Annotated in this window: 25 protein-coding genes and 1 tRNA gene; 9 read left to right on the top strand and 17 right to left on the bottom strand. The window is 65.4% G+C overall.

Annotated features, from left to right (window positions below):
• Positions 1-49: 49 nt before the first annotated feature.
• Both AC6UUM_RS10655 and AC6UUM_RS10660 read left to right on the top strand, forming a co-directional pair.
• On the top strand, positions 50-1,255 hold the full coding sequence (locus AC6UUM_RS10655) for a M20 metallopeptidase family protein (protein WP_500802254.1): 1,206 nt from the start codon (positions 50-52) through the stop codon (positions 1,253-1,255).
• A gap of 89 nt (positions 1,256-1,344) precedes the next feature.
• A tRNA-Ala gene (locus AC6UUM_RS10660) sits at positions 1,345-1,420 on the top strand.
• Between the two features lie 26 nt (positions 1,421-1,446).
• On the opposite strand, the gene AC6UUM_RS10665 is transcribed toward AC6UUM_RS10660, so the two are convergent.
• The 15 genes from AC6UUM_RS10665 to AC6UUM_RS10735 all read right to left on the bottom strand — a co-directional run bounded on the left by AC6UUM_RS10665 (position 1,447) and on the right by AC6UUM_RS10735 (position 10,251).
• Positions 1,447-2,886, bottom strand: coding sequence for a site-specific integrase (locus AC6UUM_RS10665; protein ID WP_500802255.1), 1,440 nt, complete (start codon positions 2,884-2,886; stop codon positions 1,447-1,449).
• 303 nt (positions 2,887-3,189) lie between these two features.
• Positions 3,190-3,705, bottom strand: coding sequence for a hypothetical protein (locus AC6UUM_RS10670; RefSeq protein ID WP_500802256.1), 516 nt, complete (start codon positions 3,703-3,705; stop codon positions 3,190-3,192).
• Complete coding sequence (locus tag AC6UUM_RS10675; RefSeq protein WP_500802257.1) at positions 3,702-3,983, bottom strand: hypothetical protein; 282 nt, start codon at positions 3,981-3,983, stop codon at positions 3,702-3,704. Before AC6UUM_RS10675 ends, AC6UUM_RS10670 begins: the two co-directional genes overlap by 4 nt.
• Complete coding sequence (locus AC6UUM_RS10680; protein ID WP_500802258.1) at positions 3,980-4,657, bottom strand: hypothetical protein; 678 nt, start codon at positions 4,655-4,657, stop codon at positions 3,980-3,982. Before AC6UUM_RS10680 ends, AC6UUM_RS10675 begins: the two co-directional genes overlap by 4 nt.
• Before the next feature lie 4 nt (positions 4,658-4,661).
• On the bottom strand, positions 4,662-5,687 hold the full coding sequence (locus tag AC6UUM_RS10685; protein WP_500802259.1) for a DUF5131 family protein: 1,026 nt from the start codon (positions 5,685-5,687) through the stop codon (positions 4,662-4,664).
• Positions 5,680-5,970 carry a hypothetical protein gene (locus tag AC6UUM_RS10690; RefSeq protein WP_500802260.1) on the bottom strand — a complete coding sequence of 97 codons (291 nt, stop codon included), beginning with the start codon at positions 5,968-5,970 and terminating at the stop codon, positions 5,680-5,682. The genes AC6UUM_RS10685 and AC6UUM_RS10690 overlap by 8 nt, the downstream gene beginning before the upstream one ends.
• Entirely contained in the window at positions 5,970-6,557 is a 588-nt protein-coding gene (locus AC6UUM_RS10695; protein WP_500802261.1) for a hypothetical protein, read from the bottom strand. The genes AC6UUM_RS10690 and AC6UUM_RS10695 overlap by 1 nt, the downstream gene beginning before the upstream one ends.
• Positions 6,554-6,847: a hypothetical protein gene (locus AC6UUM_RS10700; RefSeq protein ID WP_500802262.1), complete on the bottom strand. Its 294-nt coding sequence runs from the start codon at positions 6,845-6,847 to the stop codon at positions 6,554-6,556. The genes AC6UUM_RS10695 and AC6UUM_RS10700 overlap by 4 nt, the downstream gene beginning before the upstream one ends.
• A 4-nt stretch (positions 6,848-6,851) precedes the next feature.
• A complete protein-coding gene (locus tag AC6UUM_RS10705) occupies positions 6,852-7,778 on the bottom strand; it encodes a DUF2303 family protein (protein WP_500802263.1) in 927 nt (308 codons plus the stop codon).
• A gap of 14 nt (positions 7,779-7,792) precedes the next feature.
• The gene (locus AC6UUM_RS10710; protein WP_500802264.1) at positions 7,793-8,215 is read right to left on the bottom strand and encodes a YfdP family phage-associated protein; all 423 of its coding nucleotides are present in this window, start codon (positions 8,213-8,215) and stop codon (positions 7,793-7,795) included.
• Positions 8,208-8,549, bottom strand: coding sequence for a hypothetical protein (locus tag AC6UUM_RS10715; RefSeq protein WP_500802265.1), 342 nt, complete (start codon positions 8,547-8,549; stop codon positions 8,208-8,210). The genes AC6UUM_RS10710 and AC6UUM_RS10715 overlap by 8 nt, the downstream gene beginning before the upstream one ends.
• A 52-nt stretch (positions 8,550-8,601) precedes the next feature.
• Positions 8,602-8,955, bottom strand: coding sequence for a Lar family restriction alleviation protein (locus tag AC6UUM_RS10720; protein ID WP_500802266.1), 354 nt, complete (start codon positions 8,953-8,955; stop codon positions 8,602-8,604).
• Complete coding sequence (locus AC6UUM_RS10725) at positions 8,955-9,140, bottom strand: hypothetical protein (RefSeq protein WP_500802267.1); 186 nt, start codon at positions 9,138-9,140, stop codon at positions 8,955-8,957. Before AC6UUM_RS10725 ends, AC6UUM_RS10720 begins: the two co-directional genes overlap by 1 nt.
• Positions 9,137-9,313, bottom strand: coding sequence for a hypothetical protein (locus AC6UUM_RS10730; protein WP_500802268.1), 177 nt, complete (start codon positions 9,311-9,313; stop codon positions 9,137-9,139). The genes AC6UUM_RS10725 and AC6UUM_RS10730 overlap by 4 nt, the downstream gene beginning before the upstream one ends.
• Positions 9,310-10,251, bottom strand: coding sequence for a hypothetical protein (locus AC6UUM_RS10735; RefSeq protein ID WP_500802269.1), 942 nt, complete (start codon positions 10,249-10,251; stop codon positions 9,310-9,312). The genes AC6UUM_RS10730 and AC6UUM_RS10735 overlap by 4 nt, the downstream gene beginning before the upstream one ends.
• Before the next feature lie 170 nt (positions 10,252-10,421).
• Here AC6UUM_RS10735 and AC6UUM_RS10740 point away from each other — a divergent pair, with 170 nt between their 5' ends.
• Both AC6UUM_RS10740 and AC6UUM_RS10745 read left to right on the top strand, forming a co-directional pair.
• On the top strand, positions 10,422-10,859 hold the full coding sequence (locus AC6UUM_RS10740) for a hypothetical protein (RefSeq protein ID WP_500802270.1): 438 nt from the start codon (positions 10,422-10,424) through the stop codon (positions 10,857-10,859).
• A gap of 22 nt (positions 10,860-10,881) precedes the next feature.
• Complete coding sequence (locus tag AC6UUM_RS10745; RefSeq protein WP_500802271.1) at positions 10,882-11,154, top strand: hypothetical protein; 273 nt, start codon at positions 10,882-10,884, stop codon at positions 11,152-11,154.
• Here AC6UUM_RS10745 and AC6UUM_RS10750 read toward each other — a convergent pair whose 3' ends face one another.
• Positions 11,155-11,829, bottom strand: coding sequence for a helix-turn-helix domain-containing protein (locus AC6UUM_RS10750; protein WP_500802272.1), 675 nt, complete (start codon positions 11,827-11,829; stop codon positions 11,155-11,157).
• 88 nt (positions 11,830-11,917) lie between these two features.
• Here AC6UUM_RS10750 and AC6UUM_RS10755 point away from each other — a divergent pair, with 88 nt between their 5' ends.
• Together AC6UUM_RS10755 and AC6UUM_RS10760 are read left to right on the top strand one after the other, a co-directional pair.
• Complete coding sequence (locus AC6UUM_RS10755; protein WP_500802273.1) at positions 11,918-12,148, top strand: transcriptional regulator; 231 nt, start codon at positions 11,918-11,920, stop codon at positions 12,146-12,148.
• 4 nt (positions 12,149-12,152) lie between these two features.
• The gene (locus AC6UUM_RS10760; RefSeq protein ID WP_500802274.1) at positions 12,153-12,548 is read left to right on the top strand and encodes a hypothetical protein; all 396 of its coding nucleotides are present in this window, start codon (positions 12,153-12,155) and stop codon (positions 12,546-12,548) included.
• Between the two features lie 7 nt (positions 12,549-12,555).
• Here AC6UUM_RS10760 and AC6UUM_RS10765 read toward each other — a convergent pair whose 3' ends face one another.
• The gene (locus AC6UUM_RS10765) at positions 12,556-12,828 is read right to left on the bottom strand and encodes a hypothetical protein (protein WP_500802275.1); all 273 of its coding nucleotides are present in this window, start codon (positions 12,826-12,828) and stop codon (positions 12,556-12,558) included.
• A gap of 120 nt (positions 12,829-12,948) precedes the next feature.
• Here AC6UUM_RS10765 and AC6UUM_RS10770 point away from each other — a divergent pair, with 120 nt between their 5' ends.
• The 3 genes from AC6UUM_RS10770 to AC6UUM_RS10780 are packed head-to-tail and all read left to right on the top strand — an operon-like array spanning position 12,949 to position 15,235.
• Entirely contained in the window at positions 12,949-13,416 is a 468-nt protein-coding gene (locus AC6UUM_RS10770; RefSeq protein ID WP_500802276.1) for a hypothetical protein, read from the top strand.
• On the top strand, positions 13,413-14,186 hold the full coding sequence (locus tag AC6UUM_RS10775; protein WP_500802277.1) for a hypothetical protein: 774 nt from the start codon (positions 13,413-13,415) through the stop codon (positions 14,184-14,186). The genes AC6UUM_RS10770 and AC6UUM_RS10775 overlap by 4 nt, the downstream gene beginning before the upstream one ends.
• The gene (locus AC6UUM_RS10780) at positions 14,183-15,235 is read left to right on the top strand and encodes a DnaA N-terminal domain-containing protein (RefSeq protein WP_500802278.1); all 1,053 of its coding nucleotides are present in this window, start codon (positions 14,183-14,185) and stop codon (positions 15,233-15,235) included. The genes AC6UUM_RS10775 and AC6UUM_RS10780 overlap by 4 nt, the downstream gene beginning before the upstream one ends.
• Positions 15,236-15,296: the final 61 nt, after the last annotated feature.

Here is a 15,296-nt window from a genome sequence, read left to right on the forward strand (position 1 = left end):
TGGGCGTAGCGGGTGGCGGCGCACAAGGGAAGGCGCTACCTTGGCTGCCATGACCACCGATTGGCCCGCCCCCATCCTCTCTGGCGCCCACGCCGCCCTGCCCGCCATGGTCGCGCTGCGCCGTGCCATCCATGCCGAACCGGAACTCGGCCTGCACAATCCGCGCACCGCCGAAAAGATCATGGATGCACTCAAGGGTCTGCCGCTGGAGATCAGCACCGGCCCATCGACCAGCGGCATCATCGCCACGCTGCGCGGGCCGGCCAATGGCCGCACCGTGCTGCTGCGCGGCGATACCGATGCGCTGCCGATGCCGGAAGAAACCGGCCTCGATTTTGCCAGCGCCATCCCCGGTGCCATGCACGCCTGTGGCCATGATGCGCATGTGGCGATGCTGGCGGGCGCGGCGCGGTTGCTGTGCGAACGGCGCGACCAGCTCGCTGGCACGGTGATGTTCATGTTCCAGCCTGGCGAGGAAGGCCACCATGGCGCGCGCTACATGCTGGATGATGGCCTGATTGCGCCGCTTCCCGATGCGGCGTTTGCGCTGCATATCATGCCCAATGCGCCGTGGGGCGTGGTGGCAGGGCGCACCGGCGCGCTATTGGCCAGCAGCGACAAGCTGCGCATCACCATCACCGGGCGCGGCGGCCATGCCTCCATGCCGCACGATGCGATTGATCCGGTGCCGATCGCCTGCGAAATCGCGCTGGCGTTGCAGACGTTCGTCACCCGCCGCATCAGCGTGTTTGATCCCGCCGTGATCACCATCGGGCAGATCAGCGCCGGCTCCACCGACAATGTCATCCCCGAAACCGCCAATATGTATGGCACGATGCGCACGCTCTCCGCCGCCACGCGCCAGGCCCTGCACAGTGGCATCCCGCCCCTGGTGCAGGGCATTGCTGCGGCCCATGGCGCCAGCGCGACGGTGGAGATCGTTTCCGGATTTCCGGTCACCGTCTGTGATGGCCGCGCCGTGGCGCTGGGAGAGCGCGTTACCGCCGAATTGTTCGGTATCGATGCGTGGCAGACGCTGGCGCACCCGATCATGGGCGCTGAAGATTTCGCCTATGTGCTTGAAAAAACGCCCGGCGCCATGTTCTTCCTGGGCGTTGCCGAACAGGGTAGCGATTGGCGCGGCTGTTGCGGCCTGCACAGCAGCCACATGCATCTGGATGAAAGCGCCATGGCCCGCGGCGCGGCGCTGCATGCCGCACTGGCGGAGCGCTTTCTGGCCGAAGGCTTTGGCTGACGTTCGGGGTTGAACGCCGCTGTTGCAAAGCCCGAACTTCGCAGCTATTCGGTCCGCCTCCCGCGCTGCGGGACGTCATGAACCGGTGCGGGGCAGTAGCTCAGATGGGAGAGCGCAGCAATCGCACTGCTGAGGTCAGGGGTTCGATCCCCCTCTGCTCCACCACCGGTCTGGCTTTTGATTCCAACAGCTTACGCGCTCACCTTTGCCGGCCGGGTTGGCAGGATGATGATTTTGGGTCCGCATTGGGTCCGACGGTGCGCGCTGGTCAGGGTGTCGAGGTTGGACCAGTAGGCTTCAACCGCTTGAATTAATTCGCGAAGATACTCCGGGCGGAGGTGGGTGTAGTTCCGACCGCTGCCCTTTTCGGCGGCGACGTGGCCGGCGGCCAGATCGATTTGCGCCTGCGGCACGCCCATCGTTTGCAGATAGGTGTGGCAGGTGTGGCGGAACGTGTTCGGGGTCCGCGCGATCGGTTCCCACTGCGGCAGCGGATCGGGCACGCGGCCGGTGGCTGGATCCTTCCGGGTGAAATGCCGCACCACCTGATTGCCCGATTCGTCCAGCATCGGGCGCACCAGGCGCAGCGACCGGTGGGCGATGCCGGCGGCCACCACGGTGCGGGCCAGCGCGTTGCCGATATCCCAGGTGGGGCGCTCCAGATATTCCGGCACCCCCTCCTCCTTCCAGCGCTTTTCGGCAATCGGCACCCGATACTGGATCAGCTTCCCGGTGCGCCCTTCCAGCCACTGCCACAGCGTGGGCGCCACCGGCACGGTCGATCGGCGCTTTCGCGTCAGCCTGTCCCCCGGCACCAGCCAGTTGATCATCTGCCGATCGCCCACCACGCGCAGCTGCTGCGCCAGATCGCATTCCAGGATGGCATCGGTGCGGGCGTGGGTGGAAAGGCTGGTGATGGCGAACAGGCGCACGTGGTGCCGCGCCGGCTCGCTGGCCGCCGCTTCCAGGATGGCGGCCACCTGCTCCGGGCTCCATTCCAGATCGCGCGGGCCCGACAGCAGCGATTCCGGCGCGGCCTTGATGTAGGGCGCCGCGGTGATGATCTCGTTTTTCCGCGCCCAATTCAGCGCGGCGCGGATCGTGGCCAGTTTCCGGTTGATCGTTTCGCCCACGTTGCCGCGCGCCTGCATCGCCGCCACGAAGCCATCGATCAACCGGCCGTTGATGTTGCCCACCGTGATCTGCACCGGCAACAGCCCGGCCCGGCGCTGATCGGCCAGATATTCCTCGAAATGCTGCACGGCCAGCGCATCCTTGTCGGCAAAGCGCAGCCCGGCGCAGTGATCGGTCAGGTAACGGCTGAAGATGGCGCTGACACTGGCCTCGGCCGGCTCCTGCGCTTTGGCGGGGCGGGCGTGGCCGGCAAAATGCGCTGCGAGTGCCTGCTGCGCTGCGATCGGTGCTTCAATTCCGCTGCCAGGGCCAATGTCTGTAAGCTTTCGGCGTCTTGTACGAGCTGCTGCATCGTACCAGCAGATGGTGTATCGCTGCCGATCCCATCGCCAATCGAGGTAGAATTCGCCGAGGCGGACGCGTCGGGCGGCTTCACCACGCTGGGCATCGGTGGCGGTGGGGCCGGCGGCGGGGCTGGGTTCGGATCGGCGCGGCATAGGGAGGCGTTCTCTTCGGCGATCAGGCGGCCCAGCAGGGCCTGAATTTCGGGATGTTGCGCCAGCGCGCGGGCGTGATCAACCTCCAGATGCAACCGCTGCCCCTTCAACGCGGCAGCGCGGGCGCGGGCGGCGATATCGTGAAAGGGCGTGGCGATCACGGCAGAATCTCAACTGTCACGCCTGTTCGGCGCCAGCCTTGGGCGGTCCACTCCCAAAAGGTTCGGACGCGCGCAGAATAGGTGCTGCCGGAATAGCTGCGCAGCTGCACCGTATCATCCCAAATCTGACGGTCGCCGACGATCACGCGGCCAGCCTCCGGCCCCAGACGCGCATCACGCGATCGGCCGGCCAAGCGATCTTCAGCGCGCCGACAACGCGGCGGCCTTGGATCAGGTTCGCGCCGAAGTCGGCGTCGAACTGCGAACCGCCGACGATGGAGCTGAGGATCGAATAGCCGCCGTGCATCCGTTCAAGATCGGCATCGCGGCCGCGCAGGTGGGGGCAGAATTCCAGCGCCAGCCGCGCGCAGGCCAGATGGACGGGCGCTTCGGTGGTCATCAGCCAGCCTTCCTGCACCCGGCCGAGCTTGAACCACCAGCGATCGTTGATCGGTGTCTTCTCACCACAGACGGTGCAGCGCATTTCGGCGATGCTCTTCCGCTGCCGCACCGCGTGGGGCTTGGCGAAGACCGGCTTGCCCTCCCCCGGCGTGTGCGGCTGCCAAAGCGCCAGCTTCCCGCCCACGTACCGGCAGGGGCGGATTTCGTACCGATGCTCGCTCGACCAGGCGGCGTTCCAAGGCACGCGAGTGTTCACCGCCCTGCCCTCCGATCCTGCCAGGCGCGCCACTGGACGGCGTGGGCGGTGCACAGATCCTTGCCGGGCTCGGGCGAGGTGGTGCAGCTGGCGCAGATCGGCGCGTCGCAGGTGCCGCTGCGTTTCGTGGGCACTTTCCAATCGCATTCCAGGGTGGCGCGCCGGCCGCAGCGGCACTGCTTTGCCCGGCCGCTGGTGCAGACAATCCCGCGCAGCGCAAAGGCGCGGCGCATGGCACCGGATTGTTCGAAGGCGATCAGGACGCGCAGGGGGTTCATGACTGGGCCTGATCGATGTTGGCGCGCACGACATCGAAGGTGATGGCGCACACCCAGGGATTTGCATCCCAGGCATCGGGGCCGTTGATGCTGTTCCAGAGTGCTTCAAATTCAGCGATTGCGCCGTCACTGCCGGCGTGACGTTCAACGCCTTCGGCCAGCGCGTCGGCTTCGCTGATGTCGTGCAGGCGCTGCACCCGAACGTCCGTCACCAACAGGGTGAAGCGGGAAGCCCAACGCGGCATGAAGCGGCCTGAACGGTAGCGGCCGGGGCTTTTGAGCATCGCCCGATCTTCGGCAGTGCCGGACTGCAACGACAATTCTAGCCAGACCGGTACGCCGCGCTGATGCTGTTCGGCATGGGCCAGCAGTTCGCTTGGCTTCAAATGGTCAAAATCCTTGTGAGTGCGCCACCCTTCCCGCACCCACAGCCGGTCGCCGGGGGCATAGGGCAGGCGCTGGGTCCAGAAGCCATCGGGTGCCCAGATGCCAAACAGCGGATTGCCGGGCTGTTCTTCGCCGTGTCGATCAACCTTGGTCGGGTGATAGATTCCGGGGCCGTCGAAATCATTGTCGTGTGGCTGCGGCTTCAGCACCCGCCGCGTCTGTGTCTTGCGGCCGGCAAGAAGCGCCTGGATCATCGGGGCGCTGAACAGGATCGGTTTGTCAGCCATTGGCCTAGCCTCCCGGAAATTCATCGTGGGTGCAGCCGTCGAGCAGGCGGCCGGCGCGGGCTTTGCCGCAGCGGGTGAGACAATCGACTTCGTTCACGCCAACGAGCTGTCCGGCCATCGGCACGGCATAGAAGTAGTGTTTGCCGACTTCGGAGCGATCTGTGCTGCTAACCACAGTGCTGCGCACCAGTTCGCCAGGCTCGCCTTCCACCATTGCGTGGGAGCGGCGCTGCCCCCACTCCCCCCACTGTTTGAACAGGAAGGGCACGCCGGCGGCGGCGCACTGGTCGCGCAGGGAGCGTGCCCAGTCTGGATGCATCGGACGGGCGCCGGAGCCGCTTTCGCCGCCGGCGATGACCCAGTTGATGCGGGGCAGGCCAATGTCATCGGGGCCTTTCATGTGGCCGCGAAGCACGTCGTAGCGGCAGATAGGCCAGTTCGGATCGTCGGGCTGCGGCCGTGGTGTTTTGCAAAGGCTGTCGAGAAACGGATAATAATCGACGTTTTCCAAATCCACCGGCCCCAGCAGCGGTTCGCAGCTGAGGAATCGGACGGCGGCGGGGGTGGCCAGAAGGTGCGGGATGCGCCGGTCGGCCTCGGCCTGGTTTTCCACCGTGGTGCCCAGCCAGACGTTCGGCCAGCCCTGGCCCCAATCCGCCGGCAGCATCCTGGCGATGTTCTGCGGGCGCTTCGTCAGCAACTGCCAATCCAGCATCGGCGTGGCGCGGATCAGCGCCCACAGATCGGCGCGCCATTCGGCCGGCACCTGATTATCGAACACATCGGCCAGCGAGGCGCAGAACACGCGGATGCGCCGGCCTTCGGCCAAGGCCTTCGCGTTGAGCTTCACCGGCATCCGCCAGTTGGCCACGGTGGTGCGGCGGCGCTGGCCCTGCCACAGTTCGGGATTGCCGGCGCGCTTGGCCCAGCCCTCGGCATAGCAGTGATCGCACGCCGGGCTGATCTTGTTGCAGCCCACCCACGGGTTGAACGTGGCGTCCGTCCACTCGATTTTGCTGGTTTCAGCCATTGCCCACCGCCCCGTTTTCAAGGCGCTCAATCGCAATTTTCAGGGTGGGCATGGCCGCCGTGATGGTTTCGTTCCAGCTACCCACCATCTGATCGACGGTGGCGCAGTTGCGGCCAAGCTGGGCGATGCCGGCGTTGATCAGCTGCAGCGCTACCTGCTGGCCGCTCACGCCGCCGACGATGGCGCAGCCGGCAATCGCGCCCGCTGCGGCGGCCAGGCCGTTCGCGTCGATCGGGCCGACTGCGGCAACCCCATGAATAATCCGTTTGTAATCGTCAGACATCAGGCGGCCTTTCCGGTGGTGCGGGGGTGGAAGCGGGTGGCGCCGTCGGACCAGCGGGCGAACTGGTACCAGGCGTAATCCTTGGTGCTGCTGTGCTTGCTGTCGGCTTCCCAGCGCAGGCGGCCGATCGACACGATGTGTTCACACTTCGCCAGCAGCGGCGCGGCGCGGCAGGTGTGGGCGAAGTTCGCCTCCAGCAGCAGCCAGACGGTATCGACCTGGTCCAGCCAGTGGGTCAGCAGATCGCGCGGCAGCGGCCAATCGAAGGGCGGATTGGTGATGATCGACGCGCGCCGGTAGGCAAACGGGGCCTGCCATGCCAGCGCGTCTTCCTGCCGGATATCGTCGGCGCGCGGGGCGATATCGAACGCGTCCAGGCATTCCAGGCCGATGTGCTGCAACCCGCGCACCAGATCGCCCTTCCCCGCGCACGGCTCAATGAAGCGGGTGAGGTTCCGAACGTGCGGCCGCAGCGCCGCCACCGCGCGCGGATCGATCGTGTCATAGGCGCAGCGGTCCTTCTTCGCGAAGCTCGACTGCCGCGCGCCGCGTTTGGCGGATTCGAGCGAGGAAAGGCGGGCGTTCACGCCCCTACCCCTTCGCGATAGGTGGCCACTGGCAGCGGGTAGCCACGCAGACGGGCGACTTCGCGGATTTTCTCGCCAAGCCGGATGGTGGCGGCGCGGGTGGCGGCCTCGTAGGCGGCGGTCTCGCCGCCGCCGGTGTTGGCCAGGCCAAGGATGACTGCGCGGTTCTTCACGCCATCGGCGCTGCGGCCGAGCAGCGCGCCGATCGCCGACCAGGAGGTGTTGCCTGCGCGATCGCGGATAATGGCATCATCGGCGGGGGTGTAGGGGCGGGTGGTGGGGGCGGTCATCGGATCAAACTTCCGGCTTGCCGAACAGCAGCGGCAGGCGGGTATCTTTTTCCACCAGCGCGCAGGCTTCGCGGAACGCCACGTCGAAGGTGGCATCGACGTTCCACAGTTCGTACCAGAACTTCAGGCCCTCGTTCGTCTTCCGGTAGCGGAAGCGAGCCAGGATGCGGAAATAGTCCGTCGAACCCTTGAACACCGGGATGCCGATCACGAAGGCGCTGGGCAGCTTCACCGTGTCGCCGCGCACCTGCGTTTCGTGGCTGTCTTCGAACTGGATCTGCGCTTCGCCGCTGGTCAGGTTGCGCGCCTCGGTCACTTTGCTGGTTTCGTTGACCTTCAGGCTGGTGGAGATCGCCAGAAGCGAGCTTTTCCCGGCCAGGCTGCCGCCGGTGGCGCGCAGGTACATCCGCTGATCGGCGTTCAGATCGGCGTCCTCGATCTGGATATCCATCACATCCAGCACGCGATCTTCCAGGAACAGCGCGAATTCGATCATCGACATGACCTTCCGGTCGCGCTCGGTCCACGCCTTCCACTGATCGGACAGCGGGAAGTTGAACTCCGCCCGGTGCCGGCCCCAGCGTGGCGCGCCTTCGGCGGTGGCGCAGTGATAATCGATCACGGCCAGCAGCGACGGAGCGGCGCGGTCAAAGTTGGCGAAGATGGCGGAATCGCTGTCGGCGAAGCGCTTCACGTGGGCGATAAAGCTTTCCACGGTCTGAAGCTTGGCGGTGCCCCGGCGTTCAAACGGCGCGTCGGCCATCTTTTCGAAATCGTCGCGGGTGAATTTGGTCACTGTCTTGCCGGCGGGATGCGTCAGCAGCGCCAGCGCGCCGCAAGCTGGACGGTAAACCTCTTCGAACAGGGTGCCGAACTGTTCTTCGATCAGCTCGCGCATCGCGGCAAAGGTGGCTGGATTATCGGTGGTCATCGGTGTTGGTCCTTTCAGGTGGCAGAGCGGAAGCGAGCGCCAGGCGTGGCATCACGCACGCCGAAAAACTGGCCCTGCATCGGCGGGTTGGGGGTGAACCGGTTGTCTTCGGTGGCGAACATCAGCGCCCGGGCGAACTTGTCGATGGGCAGCGTGGTTTTGTAGGTCGGCTCCAAGAAGAAGGCGGACCCTTCCAGCTTGATCGCCAGATTGATGGTCAGCTTGCCCTTCGCGATGCCATCGGTGGCGGTGGCGTAATCGCGCAGATCGCTGACCAGGCTGGTCAGAACATCGGCCATCACGCGATCGAATTCGCCTTCGCCCATCACGGCGATCAGCTGGCTGAGCAGCGTGGCGGTGGGGGCCAGCGCGCGGCCATCGGCAGCGCGTTCGGGCGGGGGCAAGATTTCGCCGGTAACAGGATCGTGATCAGTCATTGGCGGGGGTGTCCTTCAGGAGGGCGAGGCCGCGGGCGGCGGCTTCGGGCGGGAATTTGGTGAGGTGGGCGATCAGGGTGGGGCGGTTGGCGCGGGCCTTCTGGCGGGCCAGGGCGGCGGCGCGGTTGCCCAGCGTGCTGGCGGCTTCGCGGGCCAGCTCGCGTTCGGTGGGCGCTGGCGGGGGCGGGGCGCTGCCCAGCAGCGCGGCGATGAAGCGCGGCATCACCACGGCAGCCCCGCCGGGCCGATCCAGCCGGCCATCCGCAGCAGGCAGACCGCCATCCCCACCGCGCAGGCCATCATGCCGATCAGCAGCGCGATCAGAACGGGCCACTGCCGCGCGGCGCGCCAGAGGCGGGCGGCGGGATCAAGCGGGTGCCGGGGGTTCACGAGATTTTGCCCGCGATCGGAACCACCACGCAGTCGTTCGGATCGATCAGCGGGTGGACGTTGGAAACGGGCGACGGATCGAGCGGGGCCGGCGCTGGGCGACGGTTCCAGGCAAGAATTGCGCGAAGCCGGGTCTGAAATCCGCCAGCCACGCTGTTCAGAAAGCTGGCAGAGCATCGACTGCAATGGCCGAAGAAAGCCTCCAGCACCGGAGAGCCATCTTTCCACGAAGTATCATCGAGCGCGCGTGAATAGCGCACGGTCCCGATATGGGCATCGCTTCCGCAGAACGGACACGGCAACAACTCCGGCAGCGGGGTCGCGGGATCGGGAACAGCAACAGCGTTCATCAGAACCTCCAGAGGCAGAAAGCGAAGGTGGCCAGGGCGATGATCGCCAGCCGGGCCAGCACCCCGCGCGCGATCGGCGCGGTGGCCAGCGTGGCGAACAGGCCGGGTTCGGGCCGGGGATCGGTGTGGGCGGCGGTGAAGTTCCAGCTGGCCTCACCCGCGCGCGGGTTCCAGGGGCGCGTCACCGCTGCACCTGGATGAACATCAGGAAGGCGCAGAGCAGGAACAGCGCGGTGATGATCGCCATCAGCGCGGCGCTGGCCTGATCGTGGCGCGATTCCGATAGCGCGAACCTGCCGCAGACCACGGCCACCACCAGCTGCGCGACTCCGCCGAGGAGGTAGAGGATCGGCATCATGCCGCAGCCCGATCTTCGGCGAAGTCGGCGCGGGCGGCGCGGAGTTCGGCGACGGCGGTTTGCAGATTGTGGGCGCGGGGTTTGGCCAGTTCGAACCAGCGCTCGGCGGTGGCGGCTTCTTCCAGCGCAGCGGCCAGTCGCCCGGCCATGATCGATTCCGCGTCGGCCAGGCTGACGGCGGGTTGGTTTGGTGCCGGCGGCGTCCTTTCGCCCGCCGCCGGCACCTCGCGCAGCTGCACCGGCTCAGCCGATCGATGACCCATCGACGGGCTGGCAGCATCCGGCGCGCGCAGCGAAACTGGTTCTGGGGATGCCCCGCCCACCCCCGGCCCCTCCCGCAGGCGGGAGGGGAGCAGATCGGAAGAAAATGCCGGCGGGGCCGCACTGCCCGTGCCCTGGTCGGGCTCGGGTGCGGGCGGGGCAGCGGGATCGGCCGCCGCCGGCAAGTCGTCGCTGGGCGCCGGGGGGTGTGGCGCCGGAGCGACGATCTCCGGCGCGGGCGCGGCAACTGTGGCGGTAGGCGCGCCCGCGCCGGGGTCTGGGGAAAGCGTGGGTTCGGGGGTGGCGCGGCCGAGTATATCGGCCAGCCCGGCGGCCACGGCGTGATCCGTCAGCGGACCGAAATCGGCGGGGCTGGTCCAGGCGATTGGCAGGCTGCTGCCGCGACCGGGGCCGTAGAGCGAATCGAGGATGCTACCATAGATCGGTTGCCGGCCGGAGAGGCAATTGGCAATCGTGGTGGAATCCAGTTCCAGCGCGATGCCCAATTCGTGGCACGCGGCGGTGACGGTGGCGGCGCCATCCATCGAGGCCAGCGCGCAGATCAGATCGGCGCGGACCTGTTCGGGAAACAACCCGCGCGGGAACAGCCGCTTCTCTTCGCCGTTCAACTGCGTTTCGGTCAGCTTTGGCCGGTGCCAATCTGGAAATTTGCCCACGAGCGAACCCCCGCCGCCGGCTCGCGCTGGGTGGGATTACCCAGATACGCGGCGGCGACGGGGGTAGAAATACAAGTCTCTTGTGACGTGTCAACAAGAATTTTGTGAGAGCGCAACAAGCGGGAACGCCATAACTTGCCGGTGTGGGAAAACAGTATCCAGTCCGCCTGGTGGGCGAGCAGCACTATGACAATGCGTGCAGCGCGTGTCGGGTGGGTCAGTCCGTTTCGATCTTGCATGAAATCGGCAATCCCCACGACGAAGATGCGCTCGTTGCCAAAAACAAGTTGGGGCAGACCATTGGCTACGTGCCGCGCGACTCATTCGTGCAGGGCGTGATTCACGAGCAGGACCGCAGCGTTTCGGCCGTGATAACGGAGAAGTTCAGGGAGAATGGCCAATGGCAGATCGTGCTGGGTGTTGAAGTGGACGATGATCCAGCCGAAACGGTAAGATACAAGCCGGAGGGGAGTGACCGCACCTACGCAATCACGAATCGGCCCGGCGCGTCGGACGATGACCAGCCGGTGAAGGGAAGCGATGGTACGAAATGGTTGCTCGGCCTGGTGATCTTTGTCGTGATCCTGCTATTGCTCGGTTCGCGCTGACGGCGTTGATGGGCGAGGTGCCATGATCTGGTTATTCATCTGGGTAGCGTGCGGGTTGTTCGCGGCATCGATCGCGCAGACGAAGGGCTATAGCGGCTGCCTTTGGGCGATCATCGGCTTCCTGTTCGGCCCGCTGGCCCTGCTCGGCATCGGCTTCATGGAAAAGAAGGCGCCAGAGGAGCCCGACGATTACGAGGGGCCGGCGATGCGCCCTTGCCCCTTCTGCGTGGAACCGATCCGGTGGAAGGCCATCAAGTGCAAACACTGCGGCAGCGAAGTGACGCCGCCAGGATGATCAAAGCCGGCGGGCGAACCAGACCGGCCGGCCGAGAATGCGCACCGATTCCTCGTCCACTTCATATTCCGAATATCTGGCGTTGGCCGAGAAAACCCTGAAATATTCGCGGCGGCCGGGGATGCGCTCGACCAGCTTCACCACGATGCCATCGCCATCGAACAGTGCGAATGGGCCGGGCTGGCGCGGATTGGTATCGCGGCGATCCACCAGTATCTGATCACCGTGAAGGAATTCCGGGATCATGGAATCACCGCGCACCTCGATCAGCAAAAAATCCTTCGGCTTCCCGCGAAGCTGATCTTCGACCAGCGAGCGCGGTAGCAGGGCCTGCGCGACTTCACCTTCGCCGTTGCCACCGCCACCCATTCCCCCGAACGTCGGCAGAATATCGACTTCAAGATAGGCGGTGCTGCCATCGACCGGTGGCAGATCGGGATGGCTGTCAGGGTGTTCATCGGCGGCTTCGAGTGCGCGAATGGCATATCGAACCCAGCGCGGCACGGTTTTTGTGGTGCCCTTTTCAAACTGGCCGATCAGCTGCTGGCTGAGTTTAAGGCCCTCTTCGGCTTCCACGGCAAAAGCACGGGCGCGTTCGGCCAGCTTGCCCTGGGACCATCCGCGTTTTTCACGCGCCCGGCGCAGTGCCGCGCCTTGTTTTGCCACCTCGTCCATCGGCAGCAACGATACCGGCAAGGGGAAATCGGCGCGCCAACAAGTTTCTTGTTGCCGTTTCGACAAGTCGCTTGTATTTCTCGGGGCCATGACAAATCAGTCCCCAGAATCCGCTGCGCTGCAGCGCGCGATTGACGCTGCTGGCGGCACGCAGGCCGCCCTCGCTGGCAAGGTCGGGTTCACGCAGCAAGCCGTTTCGGAGTGGGTCGTTGCCGGCCGGGTATCACGGTTTGCCGTGCTGCCGGTGGAGGCCGCGACAGGCATTTCCCGATACGAGCTGCGGCCCGATCTGTATGCGCCCGCCGCAGACGCGGCCTGACGCGATGATGATCCGTTTGAAATCACACTCGGACCCGTTTGCTTCCAAGCCGCCGCCCGGTGGATGGCTGGGCAGGCTGGCGTGGCGGTGCATCACTGCCATCCGATCTTGGGAGAGAGACGAGTCTGACCGCGAAAATTTGGTGTACGCGCAGGCGTCCACTCTGCTGCCGTCTGATCTCGGCCAGTGCGACCGGTATGATTTCGATTCCGCCAGGGCCAGCGTGCGCCGCTATGGCAGGCAGTTGGGCAAATCGCCTGCCGTGATCGAGAGGGCCATCAAGTTCGTGAACGATGCCGAGGCCGGCCAGGAGGCCAGCTTTGCCGCAAAGTGCGACGGACAAAACCCAGACGCTGCGGGTCGTGGCGTGCCCGCCGCGGGCGAGGACAAGCCGGAATGACGGCGGCCTATCCGCCCAGCGGGCGCCCTTTATCGACCTTCTGCTGGTCCGTTTCTTTGCGCAGCTTGTTCTGGATTTCGACCAGATCGGCGCCGTGGAATAGCGCGTCGTTGGTATCGGCGTATGTCCAATGTTTTCCCCGCCGCAGTACACGAAGCATGGCAGACACGATGCCCAGCGCGTTGCCGGGCAAGTCTTGCCGGCCGCGTTTGAGATCATCGATGTCTCGTTCGATTTTCTTGAGCCGCCGTTCAAGCGCCGCGGCTGTGTCGTTTTCCATTGGGATTCCCTTTCGTGGTCGATTCGCACCCACCACGATAGCGCCCCGGCGCTGGCGCACGCCAGCCGCCGGGGTGCGACCCAATATGATCCTTGCCCAACCATGCCGGAGCTATGCCCGATGACCGCTGGCGGAGTCCTTCCGAAACGCGCGCTGCTGACGAAGGATGCGGCGAAGAGTGCGGTGTCTCTGGCGCTGGCGCGGCTGACCCACGCGCACGGAATCGGCACTGTGGCGGATCACGCCGGGTGCAGCCAGCGCACCATCGGGGAGGCCAAGGCCGAACATAGCCTGCCGGAACTGCACACCATCTTGAACCTGCTGCCGCTGGACCCCACGGCGCTGGATGAACTGATGGCGATGCTGGGTTTCAGGATGATGCTGATCCCGACCGGCCAGAGCGATGGCCAGTATTTCGAAATGATGGCCAACGCGGCCGAGCTGGCCTCCACACTGGCGGATGCGTTGCGCGACTGCCGGGTTGACCACCGGGAAGAAGCCAAGATTGAAGGCGTGCTGCGCGCGATCCTGCCGGCGTTGAACGCCTGGGTTGCAGGGCGCGACCAGAAGAAGGTGGCCGCGGCGTGACACCTTTGGCCCATCGCATTCTGGCGAACAGTGCCAGACCAGTTCGAGAGCGCTTCAAGGTGGAAGATGCCGGCGGATACCTGACGCGCACCAGCGAATTCAAATGCTTTGAGGTAAGCCAAATTGAAAGGTTCTGCTTATGGCAGGCCGACAATCTTGTAAAATCAAACGCCCCGTGGCCAAGCCTGTTTCTTCCAGCAGAGCGGACTTGGATTGAGTGGCGCGACGGCGGCATTCGAAAAGCATTTCTTCTTGTTGCCATCGACGGCGCACTCGATTGCTTTGATGTGGCAGTTGCCAGCGATGACGGCGATGGCGGTGTGCAGCTTTGGCCGAGGGGAGTTTACTTTGCAGGCCGCATGAATCATCCCCAGATGTCAGAAGCGTGGGATGCTGACGGCCGTGCCGGTCATTTTCTCGCCTGCCTTCTGTCAGCGATTAATGCTCCCAAGGTGTTTGCCCGAGTTGAGCATAATCCTCACGCGGGCTTGGCTCGAAAGCTGGCTGCTACAAGAGGGGTAGTGGGCAAGTACCCTCTGCACGCCTGGCATGAGATCAAAATCGAAGCGTGGATGCCAAGGGTTGAACCCGGTCTTCGCCGGGCATCACGCGCAAGCGGTGATAAAGCCCAGCATTTTGTTCGGTCGCATCCTCGATTGCAGAACGGTCGCTGGGTCCTCGTGAAATGGCACCATCGGGGAAATCCAGCGCTGGGCATGAAACGCGCGCGATACTCGGTACAGATGCCTAATCAGGGGCCGCGCCTGTGAGCAACCGGCTGATCCATCAAGTGCACCGGCTGCGCGATGTGAAGGGGCCGGCGCGGGCGGTGCTGCTGGTGCTGGCCGATGAAGCCCGCGACTATGCCGGCGGGCGGTCTTCGCTCACCACGGCGCAGATTGCTGACCGCACCGGGCTTTCGCGGCGCACCGTGCACCGGGCCTATGTCGATCTGATCAATCTGGGGCACATCACGCGCGAGCCGACGGCGCCCGGCGCGGCCGTTTCAACGATCGTGCATCCAGGCGAAGGCGGGGCTTGCCCGGCCGTGGCAGCACCTGACGCTGTGGCAGAGGGGTCTGCCAATCTGTCAGCCCCCCCCTGCCAGTCTGTCAGGGGGTCTTATAGTAATAGAGATATTACCCAAGATAACCCATCGCCCACAGCCGGGCGCGCGCGCGAGCCTGCGGCGGCTGATCAGGGGGTGGAAGAAGCTGCCGATCCGGTTGATGCGCTGTTCGATCGGTGGGATGCGATGGCGGCGGTTCTGAAACTGCCGGGGCCGGTGACGCGAAGCCTATCCAGGCGGGCCGACATGGCGCAGCGGATCAAGGAATTCGGGGCGGGCAAGCTGGGCATGGCGATCGACGCCGCCGAACGGGTGGCCAGGGCGGGCGGGTTCCGGCGGTCAACCGGGCAAGGGGATTTGTTCCTGACCATCGACGCCTTGCTGGGCATCGGCAACACCCGCGGGATGCGGATGCTGGAACGGCTGATCGAAGGCGACCGATTCGGCGCGGCGGAAGTGGCTCCGGCGAAGGTGGCCGAGCCGGTGGTGCGCGTCGATCGAACGGATGAAGGCGAGGCGGGCGAGCTGCGGCAGGCGGTGCGGGCCGAGGTGGGGGACCATTCGTATGAAGCGTGGATTGCGCCGTGCCGGTTCGAGTATGATGGCGATGCGCTGGTGCTGACAGGGCCGTCCGCCTTCCTGGCTGATTGGGTGCAGCAGCACTATGCCGACACGCTGCGCCGGCACGCGGCGAAGATGACCGGCGGCCAGATCAAGCGCGTGATCGCAAGGGCCCACGCGCCGGCTTGAGGGCCGATTTCCATAGCTGCCAGCGGGCTTTGGCCCAAAGCAGGCGCCCAAATCCGAAACC

The organism is Sandarakinorhabdus sp., from assembly GCF_987265915.1.

Bases quoted from the DNA above. Each gene is read 5' to 3' on its own strand.
- AC6UUM_RS10750 (WP_500802272.1), bottom strand. From the start codon at position 11,829: ATGGACGAGGTGGCAAAACAAGGCGCGGCACTGCGCCGGGCGCGTGAA.
- AC6UUM_RS10655 (WP_500802254.1), top strand. From the start codon at position 50: ATGACCACCGATTGGCCCGCCCCCATCCTCTCTGGCGCCCACGCCGCC.
- AC6UUM_RS10675 (WP_500802257.1), bottom strand. From the start codon at position 3,983: ATGAACCCCCTGCGCGTCCTGATCGCCTTCGAACAATCCGGTGCCATG.
- AC6UUM_RS10665 (WP_500802255.1), bottom strand. From the start codon at position 2,886: ATGCCGCGCCGATCCGAACCCAGCCCCGCCGCCGGCCCCACCGCCACC.
- AC6UUM_RS10705 (WP_500802263.1), bottom strand. From the start codon at position 7,778: ATGACCACCGATAATCCAGCCACCTTTGCCGCGATGCGCGAGCTGATC.
- AC6UUM_RS10765 (WP_500802275.1), bottom strand. From the start codon at position 12,828: ATGGAAAACGACACAGCCGCGGCGCTTGAACGGCGGCTCAAGAAAATC.
- AC6UUM_RS10700 (WP_500802262.1), bottom strand. From the start codon at position 6,847: ATGACCGCCCCCACCACCCGCCCCTACACCCCCGCCGATGATGCCATT.
- AC6UUM_RS10770 (WP_500802276.1), top strand. From the start codon at position 12,949: ATGACCGCTGGCGGAGTCCTTCCGAAACGCGCGCTGCTGACGAAGGAT.
- AC6UUM_RS10730 (WP_500802268.1), bottom strand. From the start codon at position 9,313: ATGATGCCGATCCTCTACCTCCTCGGCGGAGTCGCGCAGCTGGTGGTG.
- AC6UUM_RS10745 (WP_500802271.1), top strand. From the start codon at position 10,882: ATGATCTGGTTATTCATCTGGGTAGCGTGCGGGTTGTTCGCGGCATCG.
- AC6UUM_RS10680 (WP_500802258.1), bottom strand. From the start codon at position 4,657: ATGGCTGACAAACCGATCCTGTTCAGCGCCCCGATGATCCAGGCGCTT.
- AC6UUM_RS10720 (WP_500802266.1), bottom strand. From the start codon at position 8,955: ATGAACGCTGTTGCTGTTCCCGATCCCGCGACCCCGCTGCCGGAGTTG.
- AC6UUM_RS10760 (WP_500802274.1), top strand. From the start codon at position 12,153: ATGATGATCCGTTTGAAATCACACTCGGACCCGTTTGCTTCCAAGCCG.
- AC6UUM_RS10755 (WP_500802273.1), top strand. From the start codon at position 11,918: ATGACAAATCAGTCCCCAGAATCCGCTGCGCTGCAGCGCGCGATTGAC.
- AC6UUM_RS10690 (WP_500802260.1), bottom strand. From the start codon at position 5,970: ATGTCTGACGATTACAAACGGATTATTCATGGGGTTGCCGCAGTCGGC.
- AC6UUM_RS10685 (WP_500802259.1), bottom strand. From the start codon at position 5,687: ATGGCTGAAACCAGCAAAATCGAGTGGACGGACGCCACGTTCAACCCG.
- AC6UUM_RS10710 (WP_500802264.1), bottom strand. From the start codon at position 8,215: ATGACTGATCACGATCCTGTTACCGGCGAAATCTTGCCCCCGCCCGAA.